Source organism: Clostridium sp. AM34-9AC, from assembly GCF_003480225.1.
In the GTDB taxonomy this organism is placed as follows: domain Bacteria; phylum Bacillota; class Clostridia; order Lachnospirales; family Lachnospiraceae; genus Acetatifactor; species Acetatifactor acetigignens.
This window is the reverse complement of sequence record NZ_QUIU01000002.1, coordinates 68900-84176: the sequence shown is the minus strand read 5'-3', so window position 1 is coordinate 84176 and position 15277 is coordinate 68900. Positions and strand designations below refer to the sequence as shown.

13 protein-coding genes are annotated in these 15277 nt (G+C 47.6%); all 13 read right to left on the bottom strand.

Annotation, left to right across the window (positions count from 1 at the left end; all coding sequences use genetic code 11):
* Nucleotides 1-23 precede the first annotated feature (23 nt).
* On the bottom strand, nucleotides 24-1277 hold the full coding sequence (locus DW835_RS01465) for an ATP-binding protein (protein ID WP_118730543.1): 1254 nt from the start codon (nucleotides 1275-1277) through the stop codon (nucleotides 24-26).
* A gap of 190 nt (nucleotides 1278-1467) precedes the next feature.
* A complete protein-coding gene (csrA, locus tag DW835_RS01460; protein WP_117464631.1) occupies nucleotides 1468-1686 on the bottom strand; it encodes a carbon storage regulator CsrA in 219 nt (72 codons plus the stop codon).
* 1 nt (nucleotide 1687) lies between these two features.
* Complete coding sequence (locus DW835_RS01455; protein ID WP_022313086.1) at nucleotides 1688-2146, bottom strand: flagellar assembly protein FliW; 459 nt, start codon at nucleotides 2144-2146, stop codon at nucleotides 1688-1690.
* Between the two features lie 32 nt (nucleotides 2147-2178).
* Nucleotides 2179-3759: a hypothetical protein gene (locus tag DW835_RS01450; protein ID WP_117464632.1), complete on the bottom strand. Its 1581-nt coding sequence runs from the start codon at nucleotides 3757-3759 to the stop codon at nucleotides 2179-2181.
* Between the two features lie 206 nt (nucleotides 3760-3965).
* A complete protein-coding gene (gene flgK, locus DW835_RS01445) occupies nucleotides 3966-5882 on the bottom strand; it encodes a flagellar hook-associated protein FlgK (RefSeq protein WP_118537418.1) in 1917 nt (638 codons plus the stop codon).
* Between the two features lie 30 nt (nucleotides 5883-5912).
* The gene (gene flgK, locus DW835_RS01440) at nucleotides 5913-7643 is read right to left on the bottom strand and encodes a flagellar hook-associated protein FlgK (protein WP_118730542.1); all 1731 of its coding nucleotides are present in this window, start codon (nucleotides 7641-7643) and stop codon (nucleotides 5913-5915) included.
* Nucleotides 7644-7692: 49 nt separating this feature from the next.
* Entirely contained in the window at nucleotides 7693-8199 is a 507-nt protein-coding gene (locus DW835_RS01435; protein ID WP_117464635.1) for a flagellar protein FlgN, read from the bottom strand.
* 16 nt (nucleotides 8200-8215) lie between these two features.
* Complete coding sequence (gene flgM, locus DW835_RS01430) at nucleotides 8216-8491, bottom strand: flagellar biosynthesis anti-sigma factor FlgM (protein ID WP_022312249.1); 276 nt, start codon at nucleotides 8489-8491, stop codon at nucleotides 8216-8218.
* Between the two features lie 138 nt (nucleotides 8492-8629).
* Nucleotides 8630-9742 (bottom strand): ABC transporter substrate-binding protein, encoded by a 1113-nt coding sequence (locus DW835_RS01425; RefSeq protein ID WP_243028753.1) that lies wholly within the window; start codon nucleotides 9740-9742, stop codon nucleotides 8630-8632.
* 32 nt (nucleotides 9743-9774) lie between these two features.
* On the bottom strand, nucleotides 9775-11472 hold the full coding sequence (locus tag DW835_RS01420; RefSeq protein WP_118537419.1) for a methyl-accepting chemotaxis protein: 1698 nt from the start codon (nucleotides 11470-11472) through the stop codon (nucleotides 9775-9777).
* Between the two features lie 104 nt (nucleotides 11473-11576).
* Nucleotides 11577-12602 (bottom strand): branched-chain amino acid ABC transporter permease, encoded by a 1026-nt coding sequence (locus DW835_RS01415; protein WP_022312246.1) that lies wholly within the window; start codon nucleotides 12600-12602, stop codon nucleotides 11577-11579.
* Between the two features lies 1 nt (nucleotide 12603).
* Entirely contained in the window at nucleotides 12604-13704 is a 1101-nt protein-coding gene (locus DW835_RS01410) for an ABC transporter permease (protein ID WP_022312245.1), read from the bottom strand.
* Entirely contained in the window at nucleotides 13697-15220 is a 1524-nt protein-coding gene (locus DW835_RS01405) for a sugar ABC transporter ATP-binding protein (protein ID WP_347475407.1), read from the bottom strand. Before DW835_RS01405 ends, DW835_RS01410 begins: the two co-directional genes overlap by 8 nt.
* Nucleotides 15221-15277 lie beyond the last annotated feature (57 nt).

Below are 15277 nucleotides of genomic sequence, written 5' to 3'. Positions count from 1 at the left end.
TATGGAATCTACTGTCCTAAAAACTATAAGTCCAGACTATTTTCATTCAACAGAAAATCAAAAATACTCATTGTCAATATTCCGTCATCATCATTCCATGGTTTAATAATATCTTTTACAATGATAATCTTTTTAAATGAATCACCTACATTTATCAGGGATGCCTTTTCCTGCATTCTCTTCTCATCATCCGGAAGACTGAATGCTGATTGAATATAATATCGTTTGCTTCCCTTATTTGCTACGAAATCAATTTCCAGTTGTTTTTTTTCCTGCACTCCCTCTTTGGTTCTGTTCCGTTTCATAACCACACCAACATCCACATGAAATCCCCGAAACCGGAGTTCATTATAAATGATGTTCTCCATAATATGAGTCTCTTCTGTCTGTCTGAATCCAAGTCTGGCATTTCTGAGACCTACGTCTTCAAAATAATATTTCAGTGGAGTTCCAATATATTTTCTTCCTTTTACATCATATCGATTGGCCTCGCTTACAATAAAGGCATCCTTAAGGTACTCAATGTAGCTCCGAATGGTATTCAGGCTGATATCTGACTGAATCACACTTTTAAATGTAGCTTCTATTTTCGATGCATTTGTCAGTGAACCGATTCCTGATGCCAGTATATTAATCAAGTCGTTTATTTCCTGAATTTTTTCTATATGATTACGTTCAATAATATCTTTAATGTATGTCTCTTCAAACAATCCGGTAAGATATTCCATTCTCTGCTCATCTGTATTCATCGTAATGGTTAACGGAAGCCCACCAAAATTAACATAAGAACTCCATCCTTCATATTTATCACCATCGAATACATCCATATATTCCTTAAAACTGACCGGAAAAACATGTATTTCATCTCCACGCCCTCTGAACTCGGTGATAATATCTTTTGACAAAAATTTAGAGTTGCTTCCCGTTACATAAATATCTGCATTTTTTATATGAAGAAGAGAATTCAGAACCTCCTCGAACTCTTCCAGGAGTTGGACTTCATCAAGGAAAATATAGTAATCTTTTTCATCTGTTATCCGGCTTTTAATATAATCCAATATTACATAGGGATCTCTATACCTTTTATTTTCCAACATATCCAGTTCTATCGCAATAATATGATCTTCCGGAACATTTTGGGATATAAGATAGTTTTTAAATATGGTAAACAACAGATATGATTTGCCGGAACGTCTTATTCCCGTAATAACCTTTATCATTCCATTATGCATTCTATCTACTATTCTTTGCAGATATAAGTCTCTTTTTATTTCCATGTTTTTCTCCACTTTGATATTTTGAGAACATTGTGCCCTCTTTTTTCAAATTATACTATTATATCTAAGTCCTTTCAATGTATTTTTATAATTTTGGGAAATTGTGCCCTCTTTTTTCAATATGCGTATTCAGAAAAAACTCCGGATTGCATACTCCGGAGTCTGTGTCATTTCCATTATTTTCTTTGTTTTACCCCAACAGGTTCTTCAGTGCTGCCATACCTTCGGCATCCACAGCGGCCTTGTTGGCCTCCTGGATCTGGAGGTAGACTTCCTTGCGGTAGATGGGCACTTCCTTGGGTGCGGTGATGCCGATCTTGACCTGATCACCTTTGACCTCCAGAACGGTGATCTCGATATCGTTGTTGATGACGATTGCTTCGTTCTTCTTACGGGACAATGCCAGCATCTTACTCACCCGCCTTTCCGGATTTCAGGATGTCGTATACCGGATATTTTACCGGGTATTTATCTCCCTCAAGGATGATCTGGCAGGCCTTGCGTTCTTCCACGTTGATCACAAAGGGACCCTGCAGGTTCACCGTCATCTTCGTCAGGTCAGCAGGCACCGTCACAGTAACCATGACCAGAATGTTCTCCGGAGTCAGATTGCCTACACTAGTGAGCAGTTCGTCATCCACTTCCGGATCATACTGAGGGTTGACCAGCAGCGGATCCATGACCGGCATGGCGAATCCGGGTTCTTCCAGAGACTGTAAATAGCGGATTCCTACGTTGCTGCCCTTCTCCTCATCGTGGAGCATGGTAAAATGCTTCAGTTCCGGGAATCCGATAATACCTTTGTCAAAAGTGATGATCTTGTCATCCGCAATCTCAACTTCTCCAAAAAATTTTGTATTGATCTTCATAAAATACCTACGCCTTTCCGTAACCTGTTGTTCTAGATGAAATTCAACAGTGTGGTCTGCATTACTTTACCGGTAGCCATCAGTGCCGCTTCATAGGTCATTTCCGCACTCTTCAGATCAATGACGGTCTCGGTAACATCGATATCCTCGTTTTCACTCTTTAAGGTCTCAAAGGTGGTCTTCTGGCTCTTCATGCGGTTATCGATCAGTTCCAGTTTGCTGCTTCTGGTACCGCAGTTGGTAACGCACAGGTTGGCATCATCCAGATATCCCTGGAACGTAGTAATGCCGCTTTCGAACATCTTCTGGCATTTGTCCTTTGCCAGAGTCAGTGCTTTTTCTACTGCTTCCATCTGCTTCGTCAGGGTCTCTGCATCCGTACCGGTAGCAGTCTCCTGCAGTCCCTCGATCTTGGTCTTCACATTCTCCAGATCCACCACATCCTGCATGGCCTGTACCAGATCGTCCACCGTACGTCCGATACCGTGCTGGAAGCACTCATCTGCAGTGGAATTCACCTGAATGGTCTGGTTGAAGCCTACATCATATTCGATGACCTGTTTTTCGCTCTTGCCGTCAAGATAGGACTTGTTATAATCCGTTACTTTTCCGTCTGCATCGGTACTGGTACATGCAAAATAATGCTCGGGTCTCAGATCACCCTTGACCCAGTGATCCTTCTGATAAGTTACGCGGATCTCACCTTCATTTTTTCCCGAGGTGGAAGGATCATCCTTGCAGGCCATCAGTTTATCATAACGGTTCCTGCCGAGCAGGATCTCACCGGTATCCGGCACATAGATCAGTGCATCATCATTTTTTGCTGCCTCGGTGTAAGGGTCTTCCGTGGAGGACTTTATTGTGAACATAGTGGAATCCCATGTCGGTTCTTTCATTACAGCTTCGCCGGTTACAGGGTCTTTCTCATAGAAAGAAATAGACGGGGCTGCAGCCGGGTTTGCATTCTTGTCTCTGCAGTCATCATAAGCCAGCTGGATACGGTACACCTCGGTGGACTTAATATCCTGTTCCGTGATCTTGCTGTTATTTGCATTATTATAATTTGCAGCAGTAATATCCAGCAATTTTCCGGTGTCGATCTTCGTCAGCTGTGTGATGGAGCTGTTGTCCAGCTGCTCGGTGATCTCATATTTCGTATTGTATTCTTTATCAAAACTCAGAGAAGTATCGGTACGATATCCGGTAAACACATAACGGCCCGCATAGTCTGCATCGCCGGTGCTGTACACTTCATCTCCCAGGGCTTTCAGCTGTTCCAGAATGATCTGGCGGTCTGCGGATTTCAGATCTCCGTTAGATGCCTTGGTGCACTGTTTGATCATATTCGTGATGATCTCTGTCAGGTTCTTCAGTGCATCCTCGGTTACGTCCAGCCAGCTCTCCGCATCCGGAATGTTCTTGCTGTAATACTGCGTCACCTCGGTCACATTGCTGCGTAAACGCAGGGCACGGATGGATACCACAGGATCATCGGAAGGACGGCTGACCTTCTTCTGGGTAGACATCTGGGTGCTCAGCTTATCCTGATATACTTTGTTCGTATTGATATTGGACAGATTATTACGCTGCATGATCTTGTTCGTAATTCTCATTTTCTCCGTAACTATTCAGGATTCTAAAAATCAGAATAACTGGTACGTTATGCTTGCATATAAGTAACAGTTTTCTGATTCGAATGGTGACTCGAATAGAGTCACCACACACGTGAGCAAAATTAGCTGTGTAGCAGCGAGAAAGCACGGATACGTGCGTTTTTGCGAACATATGTGGGAATCCGAATAGCTGCCTCCTTTCTAGTTTAGACTCCGGTCTCCAGAATCAGTCTGTCATAAATCTCCGTCAGTGTCTGGATCATCTTGGAAGCCAGATTGTATCCGTTCTGGTATTTTACAAGATTTACGGCTTCTTCATCCTCGTCCACGCCGGAGATGGAGAGTCTCTGATTGTCAATGGTACCGGATATATCCTTAAAGCTTGCATAAAAAGTATTGGCCCGGGATGCATTCAACGCCACATCTGACAAAATACACTGTAAAAACTCGGAGGCACTGTTGCCGCGGAAGCTCATCTTGCTCTTATCCGTAGCCAGATTCTTCAGATCGTTCAACAGGTCATTCTGTTCCACGCCGTCAGATGCATTTTTTCGGTTTGCCATCAGGCTGGGATCCTGCTCCATGGCATCCAGAATATCGAAATTCTTCGCTGTCAGACGATAGTAGCTGTCATCGTTGACTTTTACCGTAACTTTACTGTTTTTCTTCTCCTGCTTGTCATATCGCTTTGCCGCATCATCCAGCAGGAACTGCTCACCACCGGTAGCTTTATTACCGGTGAACATCTTCACGCCGGGATCCCCGTTTCCGCTGTAACCGGAGGTGAGAATATCGTTGAATTTCTGAGAGAAGGTACGGATCCACTCATTCATCTGGTTCATGTAATAAGGGATTCCCTGATAGGACAGGTTGGTACCGATCTCTGCCTTTTTTCCTACACGGTCATTGGTAATTCCCCGGGGATTCTTCTCACTGTCCGATAAAGTAAATGTATAGGAGTAAGTGGCATTGCCGTTCGCATCATATTCGCAGGTATATTCCCAGGAATCATAGTAGAATTCCTGATTGCCCAGATCCAGGATGCCTCCCTGATCCGACAGATTACATTTATTCAGATCCTGCAGATAAGCCTTGGTTACCTTCACGGTTACCGTATCATGTGTCTTGCCGTCCACCGTGGTGGTTCCGGTAGCTGTCACCTGTCCGCTGAAATTCTCGCCGTTGTTACCGTCACGCATCTGGATCAGTCCTGCCAGATCACCGCCCATGGATGCATTGTACAGGTTGAACTTCTGCCCGTCCGCCCAATAGATCTCATAGAGACCGTCAATGTCTGTCTGGTTGACCTTCTCGTAGGAAGTTCTCGCCACGCATTCCAGACCGTTATAATCACTGCCGTCCACCAGCATCTGTCCGCCTGCGATCTTGACCATATATCTGTTGGCTCCAGTCTCACGGTTCTCGTTGTTGGCATCGATGATCGGAGTCTCCTTGACTTCCACATCCACGATCTTGGATAATTCATCGATCAGCAGGGTTCTGCGGTCACGCAGCTCATTGGCCTTTGTTCCAGCCAGTTCAATGGTGTTGATCTGTTTATTCAGGGAGGCGATCTCACCGGCAAGGGAATTGATCTGATCCACCTTCAGTTTAATCTCCTGATTGATATCCTTCTGTACTTTTTCCAGATTACCCGCCATACCATTGAAATAATCTGTCAGTGCTCCGGCATATCCCACGAACTGGGATTTGGCTGTGGCACTGTTGGGATCCTTCAGGAGTGCCTGCAGTCCGGTGATCATCAGCTGATCGAAGTTCGTCTTGAACCCGGTGCTCTTACCGTCATCATCAAAATACGTCTCCAATTGCTGCATGTAATACTGTTTCATGTCATATTCGCCAAGCAGTGCATTGTTATCCCAATATCTTCCGTCATAGAATTCATCCCGTACACGCTCAATGGCCAGAGTCTCTACACCGGCACCGGCACAGCCATAGGTCTGGAACACCCGCAGCGCATTGGCGGCCTGTTGTGTCACCTGTTGTCTGCTGTAGCCTTCCGTCTGTACATTGGCGATATTATTGGAAGTGGTATTCATGGCAGCATTGCTGGCCAGAAGTCCCGTATATGCAATATTTAATCCAAAAAACTGTGAGGGCATAACTTACCTCCTATTTCTTACACTTACACATTACACACCCAGCGTGGAAAGAATGTGATCCAGCATTTCACTGATCACGTTGATATAACGGCTGGATGCGTTGTATGCGTTCTGGAACTTGATCATGTTGGACAGTTCCTCGTCCGTGGATACACCGATAACCTGTTCTCTGGCACTCTGTGTAGCCTCCACGGTGGTGACCTGATTCTCATAAATACTCCGGAATACATAGCCGGAATTGGATACCTGCGATACCAGGTCGGTATAATAATCTACAAAAGTAGTCTTTTTCTGTACATTAGGATTCAGCGTGTAGGCTTCCTCGGTAAATGCCGCTTTCAAAGCATCTGCGGTCTCCTTATCCTCGGAACCGTCTGCCAAACGGAATCCAAGCTTGGAAGGCTCCTTCGTCAGCGCCGGATTTACCTGAAGATTGCCGATGGTATACAGGCTCTCAGGGCTGTCCGGATCTTCATCCTTCATAATCCAATACTCTGTTACACCGTCTTCTCCGATCACCTTCTCATAGCCATCCGTTGTGACCTTGGTAAACAGTTGGATGGGACTGCCATCCTCCATGCGCATATAGCCATTCGGATCCGAGACACAATAGCGGACATTGGGGCGTGTAGTACCATCTGCAAGTTTCAGATCTCCGGTCTGTACTCCTGCAGCCTTCGCCAGAATATCGTTCACCTTCGTCACCACATTGTGGATCATCTGGTCGAACTCACCCTGAATATTCATGACAACGGACTGGGAGACACTGTCGTATTTTCCTTCCGCCAGATCTGTATAATTGGCTCTGTGATCACCTCTGGCCAGAAGCATTGCCTTCAGGCCGCCGATATCTGTGTTCAGGTCGGAAGAAATCTCCACGGAGAGATCAAATACCTCTGCGCCGTCAATATTATAATCTCTGGTGCCATCAGCTCTTACGGTGTAGGTGGCATCCTGCGGCCAGAACGGAGTGTAGAAGCCGGTGGCTTCATCCGTCTTCAGAGCGATCTCATAACAGGTTCCGTCCTTTACGAAATCCACGCCCTCGATCTGTACGGATACACTGCCGTATCGATCTTCGGAAAAGGTCATGTTGGTCAGCTCTGCCAGTTCATCCAGAATCTGATTTCTCGCATCTCTCAGGTCGTTGGCATGTTCAATGCCGCCACTCTCAATGGCACGGATCTGATCGTTCAGCGTTAATAACTGGTTGCCGTATTTATTGATTTTATCTACATTCTGCTTAATCTGTGTGTTCAGGTTGTTCTGGTAGGAGCTCAATCCGCTGTATACTGCTCCGGCTCTCTGTACGAATTCCGCCGCTCTCTGCACCAGCATGCCCTGTGTTACAGAACTGCTGGGATCCTTGGAAAGCTCCTGAATAGCGGTCCAGAAGTCTGTCATGGTGGTCTGGAATGCCTCGCCGTTCAATTCTCCCAGCTGGCTCTCTACCTCTTCCATGACTTCTGTGGACACTTCATAGAACATACTACGTCCGGATTCCTTGCGGTATGTCTTGTCCAGGAAATAATCTCTGACCTGTTTTACGCGGGAATATGTGACACCCAGACCTGTCTGTTTGTTGGAAATAGACTTAGGGTCTGTCGATAATGTGACATAAGCTCTGTTAGACTGCTGTACCTGTTGTCTGGTATAGCCGGTGGTGTCCACATTAGAAAGATTATGCGCTGTGGTATTCAGCGCATTCTGACTTGTCTGTAATCCGGACGAACCTATATATAAACTACCCATTAATGGCATAAACTTTCACCTCTGTATCAGGGGATCCTCAGATCCCCGGGATCCGGTCTTACTGCTTGGCATCGAATCCATGGTCAATGACCCCCATGGTATTGCCTGCATTGTAAGCTCCCCGGTTGTAATTCGCTGTCTCGGGTGCAGCCTTGGATGCCTGGAGGAGATTCATCTCGAATTCCACCATCTCCAGCGCGCTGTTTAACAGTTCACTGTTCTGCTCGTTCACGCGCTTCAGTCCCCGGACCGCTGCCTGTAATCTGTCGTGGGAATCCGCCAGTGCCTGCTGTTCCGCAGGCCGTGCAGATAACATAGTGATCAGATTCGGCAATTTCAAGTCGTTAACATCCCTGTTCAATACATCGGCTATGTCCGCAGTCACTCCCGCTCTCTGCTTGTCCAGATTGTGGATCCTGCTGACCAGCTCCTGCTCCTCGTCCGTGATCTTTTGTAACTCTGCAAGATCACCGCCTGCAATAATCGGTGTCTTGCGCTGTGATAGCTGAAGCAGAGCTTCGTACTCCGTACTCTCTCTGTCCAGTACATCTATCAGGTTTTCCATTAAACTAGCCAAGGAACTACCTCATTTCTTCCTGCTTTTGAAGCAGCTTCTCCGCAAAGCTTGCATTATCCACTCCATAAGTACCGTTCTGGATTCTTGCTTTAATGGGAGCCGTTAACTCTTCCCTGATGTCAGGTGCTGCTGCCACTGCTGCCTTAGCGGTCTGGAAATCCTTGCCCTGGCTGCTGATCTGCAGTCTGTCCGTGTGTGACGCTGTCTGAGTCTTCTGAGTCCTGCTGACCTTCTGTGACTGATACAGCTGCTGTACCTGTGTATACGCTTCAATACGCATATCGACTCCTCCTTCCCGAATGTCTTTTGATGTTTCACAATATGTATCGGACGGATTTACAATTACTTTAGCCCTCATGGAAAAAAAGTAACGATCCGGACCGCCTGCAGGGGAACGTCCGAATCGTCACAAAATCTGTCAATATGCATTTTCGTTGCGGATCTCATCGTCTACCCGCCGTACCCGGTAGGTCTTGTCTCCCACTGTCACGGCGGTCACCGTATCGTCGTGGGCATACAATCCTTCTTCCACATAAGAAAATTTTTCCGGTATCCTTCCCTCTTCCAGGATCTGGATCAAAGCCTCCACCCTGGGGCCATGCAGTGGATTGCATTCTCCGATGCAGGTGATCTCATCCTTCAGCACGCAGTCCATGGATTCTGTGCTGACACCATCAAAAGACAATATCATAATATCTCCTGCCGCCAGATTGCTGCCGACCCTTTTTCCCGCCGCCCGGATCGCTTCCATGGCGCCAAAGGCCTCATTGTCGTTTTCGCAATAGACCACATTGATATTGTCGTATTTTTTCAGGAAAGCTTCCATGACTTCCTTCCCCTTGGCCTGGGTAAATTCTCCCGATACCTGGTCTAACAGATCCCAACCGTATTTTGCCGCGCCCTGCTCCAATCCTCTGGTACGTCCGATCTGGGCGGAAGCTCCGATATTTCCCTGAATATTTACAATATGAAGATCCTCCGGTGCAATTCCCTTGCTGATGGAAAAGGAATTCAGCCACTCCGACATTTTCAGGCCTTCCAGTTCAAAGTCCGAACCCACGAAGCAGGTGAACAGACTGTCATCCTCCACATCCACCTTACGGTCCACGATGACCACCGGGATCCCGGCATCCTTTGCTTCCCTGAGCACCGTGTCCCATCCGGTCTCCGTCACCGGTGCCAGCACGATGTAGTCCACCTCCTGCTGGATAAAGGTTCGGATGGCCCGGATCTGGTTGGCCTGCTTCTGCTGACCATCCTCGAAGATCAGGTCGTACCCGGCCTCTTTTGTAAAGGTACTTTTCATGGACTCCGTGTTGGCACTGCGCCAGTCGGATTCCGCTCCCACCTGGGAAAATCCCACCACAATACGGTCTGTCTGTGTATCCTCTGGTGTTGCAATATCCTCCGCAGTGCTTTGTCTGTCGCCGCATCCTGCAAGCAGGATTCCCAGCCCCAGCAGCAGACCCGCCATCCATCGTCTTCCTGTTCTGCATTTCTTCATATCTGTAATGTCATCCTGTTCTGTCATACTTCCCGCCCGGAAATCGCTCTGTCATTCTCTCATTTTCCGGCAGGTTCTTTCTCTGTATGAAAATACGCCACAGAGCTCTCCAGTTCCCCGGAGATCTGTTTCATTTTATCACAGTTTGCGCCCACTGTCTGTATCTGTGTCAGGATTTCCTCAATGTTTGCATTCACCTGCTGGTTGTTGGCAGCATTTTCCTCACTGATAGCACTGAGGCTGCCGATATTGCCCAGAATATCCTCTTTCTGCTGTGACAGACGTCCGGTCTCTCCGGCGATCTTGCGGATCTCTTCCGCAGAATGTCTGATACTTTGCTCTAACTGCTGATACTGCTCTCTGGTTGCAATAATGTGATCCTGTTCCTCCCGGATGATATTCTTTACCACATCCGCCTGTTCCACAGTCTCACCGGATTTCTCCATAATGCCCTGGGCCAGATTTTTGATCTGCTCGGCACCGGCAGCGCTCTGCTCCGACAGTTTGCGGATCTCTTCCGCCACCACGGCAAAGCCTCTGCCCGCCTCTCCGGCTCTGGCGGCCTCGATGGAGGCATTCAGACTTAACAGATTGGTCTGTCCGGAAATGGAGAAGATCAGAGCTACCGCCTCATCGATCTTTTCGATATAATCGTTGGTCTCATGAATCTTCGCTGTAATGGTATTCACGGATTCCACAGAACGATTGCTGCCGGTCATGATCTTTTCCATGCCTTCCCCCGCCTTTTTGCTGTTGTCCTGTATTTCTTCCGAATCCTTCTGCAGCTGTCCGGCACTGACACTGATGTCATTGACCGCCTCTCCGATCTCATCCATACGGTCACTGATATTCTGCACATTTTCCGCCATTTCCTCCGCTGCGGAAGACAGCTGCTCCATCGCCTGACTGATCTGTCCAGCCTGTTCTGTGGTGGCATCGCTTCCCTCTGCCACCTGCCGTACACTGTTTAGAAGTTCTCCGGATACCTCCTGTACACCGCCGATGACCTGTGCCAGATTCCGCTGCATCTGTGAGGTATTCTGTAACAGATTACGGATCTCCCGGACAATACTGTCGGATTCTTTTCTGGCACTCAGATCACCTTCCGCCAGGGCATCCACCCTGCTGCCGGTCTCTTTCATCTTGCCCGACAGTGCTCTGCTCAGGAAAAAGCAGATAACACCAAACAGGATCACCATGCCCACTGCGCAGACCATGAATACAACCTCGATCTCCCACAGGGCATCGGTGATCTCATTTTTCCGTTCCGCCGCAAAAGCCACTGCAGTGATCTGTCCGTTATTCATAATCGGGATATAATAACCATAATAAGTATTTCCCTCAATCACTACATTTTTATCATAATATCCCTCCGTCCCAAGATCCTGATCCATGGGGATTTCACGGATACGATAGTCATTTTCATTTTTAATGGATGTGGTAGCCGGAATGCCGTCTGCAAGAATGGCCATCTCCAGGCCTTCTTCCTTCAGGCTGTCCAGGTACTCATAATAACCGCTGGCATTCATTGCCGTGATCTCATTTTCCTTACAGTATTTTGCCAGATTATCCGCAGTTACATGCAGTGTGGTCTGCACACTGCCTTCCAGATTCGTTCTGGTCAGACGTAAAGATGTGGTACTGAGGATCACTGTTGCCAAAACTACCGGTGCCAGTGCCAGCAGCATCAACAACAGGAACAGGCTGCATCCCTGCTTTTTCAGAGTTTTCTGCTTTTTTACCTTCGTTTTTTTCATAACTTCTACCCCCTGATATTCGGTGGATTCCTTTTACTAGCGGAAAAAGAGTGTGACTGCACACCAGCCACGCTCTTTCCGCTCCTCCCTATTTTCAGCTGCTTTTATTTGTTCTGCAGCATTTTCTTTTTTCTTGCGATGACCACACTCTGTACTACCAGGAACAGACACAGCATAGCTGCAATGGTGATACCGGTCCACCATGCCTGATCCAGACCTGCACTGGATACGATATTCTGGATGGTGCTCAGGGACAATACACCGAAGAAAGTTCCGATGATATTGCCGACACCACCAGTCAGCATCGTACCGCCGATGATGGAGGATGCAATGGCGTTCATCTCCATGCCGCTGGCATGAGAAGCAGATCCGCTTCCTACATGCAGGAAGTACACATAACCGCCGATACCTGCCAACAGTCCGCAGAGCAGATGGGACATGAACTTGGTTCTCTTCACATTGATACCTAACATCAGCGCGCTCTGATTGTTACCGCCTACCGCATAGAAGCTGCGGCCCATCTTGGTCCAGCGAAGCATGATAAACATCAGAATGACTACTAAAAGCGCCACAATCACACCGATCTCCACATAAGCATTGACGTAATTGCCCAGTTTGTTCACGGAGCCCATTCCTGGAACGATCACACGGGTTTCCTTCAAAGCAGTGAAACTTTCGTTGGCCACGTTGAAAGGTTTGGTATTTACGATCGTTGTCATACCTCTGGCGAAGAACATACCCGCCAGGGTCACGATAAAGGGCTGGATATCCAGGTATGCTACCAGGAAGCCCTGTACGATACCGAAAGCAAGGCCAATGGCTACTGCCAGTAACATGGATACAAATACATTACCGCCGCCGAAGTCCAGATATACGGCGCAGCTCATGCTGACCAGTGCCACCACACCGCCGACGGAAATATCGATTCCACCGGTAATCATGACTAAACTCATGCCGCAGGACAGAATGATCAGTGCTGCGTTAGCGTTCAGAATGTTGAAAAATGTCTGAGGTTTTAAGAAGCCTTTTCCCTGGAACACGATGGCTCCGATATACATTACGAAGAATACTACGATCGTGATGGTCAGCAGCAGATTGGTATCTGTCATATTTTTTAACTTCTTACCCATATCAGCCAACCTCCTTTACAGCCTTGCCCTGCTTCAGCTTCTTGCCGAAAGCGGACAGCCATTCTCTTACCTTGGGAGTACTTAAGACTACCAACAGGATAACCACTACCGCCTTGTAAGCAGGAAGTGCATCGGACTGTACGTCGAATTTGTACAAGGTGGTGGTCAGGAACTGGATGACATAAGCACCCAGAATGGAAGCTGCCATGTTGAACTTACCACCGCTTAAAGAGTTACCTCCCAGAGCTACTGCCAGGATGGCATCCATCTCGATATCCTTTGCAATAACGGAGTAGTTGATGGAGGACAGACGGCTTACTTTGATCAGTGCTGCTACCGCTACACACAGTCCCAGGATCACAAAGGTCAGGAACTTGATAAATGTGGGATTCAGTCCGTTTAACTTGGAGGAATTCTCATTGATACCAACAGACTGGGTGTAAAGTCCCAGTGTTGTGAACTTCAATACCAGGAAGATCACCAGTACACAGACCGCTGCAATGAAGAACGGTGTGGGAATGGGAATTCCCGGAATAAATCCACCGAAATAGCTGAAGGTCGGATCACTTACAATAGGAAGCTCGTTGTTGTTAATCCATGCTGCAATGGAACGTCCTGCCGTATAGAGGATCAGGGTCGCTACCATGGGCTGGATCTTGAAATATGCTACCAGGGCACCGTTAAAGGCACCGAAGAGCATGGCTACCACACAGGCTACCAGAAATGCTACGATAATGGGGGCCTGCAGGGTATCGGGTCTGGAATTCGTACCACACAGTACTCGTAAGATCACGCTGCCTGCGATGGCAATGGCAGCGCCCACGCTGATATCCTGTCCGCCGGAAGCTGCAGTGACCAGTGTCATGCCAATGGCTAAAATAGCCAGTTCGGAACCGTAGTCCAGGATCGTCATCAGGTAACCGGACAATACCGGATCTCCTGCGCTGTTATATCCCAGTGTGATCTTGAAGAAACTGGGGTCTACGATCAGATTGAATACTGCCAGGATTATCAGGGCTGCAATGGGAATGAAAATCTGCTGCCGGAACAATCCGCTCAGGAAATTTTTATTACCTTTTTCTACTTTCTTTTCATTACTCATGCTTACTTTCACCTCCGGCAATCGTACTCATAATCTTGGTCTGGGTCAGATCTTCTCCGGACAATTCTCCTACCACCTTGCGGTCTCTCATGACTACCAGTCGGGAGCAGGTACGGAGCATCTCGTCGGTCTCGGAAGAGATGAAGGTCACGCTCATGCCTTCACTTGCCAGCTTCAGTACCAGCTTCTGGATATCCACCTTGGTACCGACATCGATACCTCTGGTGGGCTCATCCAGAATCAGATATTCCGGATGGGTCAGAAGCCATCTGGCTAAGATTACCTTCTGCTGATTACCGCCGGACAGCGACTTGATGGGTGTCTCGGCCGATGCCGTCTTGATATCCAGCAGTTTGATGTATTCGTCTGCAAATTTATTAGCTTCCGCCTTGGAAATAGGGTGGAAGAATCCACGAAGTACCTGTAATGCCAGGATAATATTCTCTCTTACGGACAAGTCACCTACGATACCGTCACGCTTACGATCCTCCGGCAGATAGCCGATTCCACAACGCATAGCATCCAGAGGCTTATTGATCTTGACCTGCTTGCCGTTCTTTTTCACCGTACCGCCGATGACACGGTCAGCACCGAAAATAGCGCGGACGCACTCACTTCGGCCAGATCCCAGCAGTCCCGTAAATCCATTGACCTCGCCCTTCTTAATATAGAAGTCAAAGGGTTTGATTCCGGCATCGCTGCACAGATCTTTGGTCTCAAATAAGGGTTCTCCGTTCTCCGTCTTCTGTTCCGTGGGCTGCTCGCCTTTAATATCGGACAGGTCATCCAGTTCCTTACCCAACATTTTGGATACCAGTTGTACTCTGGGCAGATCCTTGATGGCATATTCACCTACCAGACTGCCGTCACGCATAACAGTGATCTTGTCACACACTTCATATACCTGATCCAGGAAATGGGTTACGAAGATGATACCCACGCCTCTGGCCTTCAGATCGCGCATCAGGCCGAAGAGCTTTGTCACTTCCTGCTCATCCAGAGAGGAGGTCGGCTCATCCAGGATCAGTACTTTACAATCCATATCTACAGCTCTGGCAATGGCTACCATCTGCTGTACGGCGATGGAACAGCTTGCCAGCTGCTGGGACGCTTCCGCGGGGATATCCAGATTCTGTAAGATCTTGTCTGCGTCCTCATTCATTTTTTTCCAGTTCTGATAGATCTTATTGGAACGTCCTATGTACATGTTCTCCGCCACGGACAGATTCGGGCAGAGTGTAATCTCCTGATATACCGTACTGATGCCCAGCTTCTGTGCCTCCTGCGGAGAGTGAATGGATACGGCTTTGTCATTGCCGTCGATGAAGATCTGACCTTCATCTTTGCTGTAGACACCTGTCAGTACCTTGATCAGGGTTGACTTTCCGGCACCGTTCTCTCCCATCAGCGCATGAATCTCACCTTTGTTCAGATGGAAGTCCACACCTTTCAGAGCACGTACACCGGGAAAGCTTTTGTGAATATTTTTCATTTCCAATACTGTGTTATTGTCCAAAAGTTTCACCCCTTAATCTGTAACTATTCAGAGCCATGTAAATATCATGAAATGTTC

What these genes read in the sequence shown, in the direction of transcription:
- DW835_RS01465 (WP_118730543.1), bottom strand. Translation starts at nt 1,277, where the DNA reads ATGGAAATAAAAAGAGACTTATATCTGCAAAGAATAGTAGATAGAATG.
- csrA (WP_117464631.1), bottom strand. Translation starts at nt 1,686, where the DNA reads ATGCTGGCATTGTCCCGTAAGAAGAACGAAGCAATCGTCATCAACAAC.
- DW835_RS01455 (WP_022313086.1), bottom strand. Translation starts at nt 2,146, where the DNA reads ATGAAGATCAATACAAAATTTTTTGGAGAAGTTGAGATTGCGGATGAC.
- DW835_RS01450 (WP_117464632.1), bottom strand. Translation starts at nt 3,759, where the DNA reads ATGAGAATTACGAACAAGATCATGCAGCGTAATAATCTGTCCAATATC.
- flgK (WP_118537418.1), bottom strand. Translation starts at nt 5,882, where the DNA reads ATGCCCTCACAGTTTTTTGGATTAAATATTGCATATACGGGACTTCTG.
- flgK (WP_118730542.1), bottom strand. Translation starts at nt 7,643, where the DNA reads ATGCCATTAATGGGTAGTTTATATATAGGTTCGTCCGGATTACAGACA.
- DW835_RS01435 (WP_117464635.1), bottom strand. Translation starts at nt 8,199, where the DNA reads ATGGAAAACCTGATAGATGTACTGGACAGAGAGAGTACGGAGTACGAA.
- flgM (WP_022312249.1), bottom strand. Translation starts at nt 8,491, where the DNA reads ATGCGTATTGAAGCGTATACACAGGTACAGCAGCTGTATCAGTCACAG.
- DW835_RS01425 (WP_243028753.1), bottom strand. Translation starts at nt 9,742, where the DNA reads ATGACAGAACAGGATGACATTACAGATATGAAGAAATGCAGAACAGGA.
- DW835_RS01420 (WP_118537419.1), bottom strand. Translation starts at nt 11,472, where the DNA reads ATGAAAAAAACGAAGGTAAAAAAGCAGAAAACTCTGAAAAAGCAGGGA.
- DW835_RS01415 (WP_022312246.1), bottom strand. Translation starts at nt 12,602, where the DNA reads ATGGGTAAGAAGTTAAAAAATATGACAGATACCAATCTGCTGCTGACC.
- DW835_RS01410 (WP_022312245.1), bottom strand. Translation starts at nt 13,704, where the DNA reads ATGAGTAATGAAAAGAAAGTAGAAAAAGGTAATAAAAATTTCCTGAGC.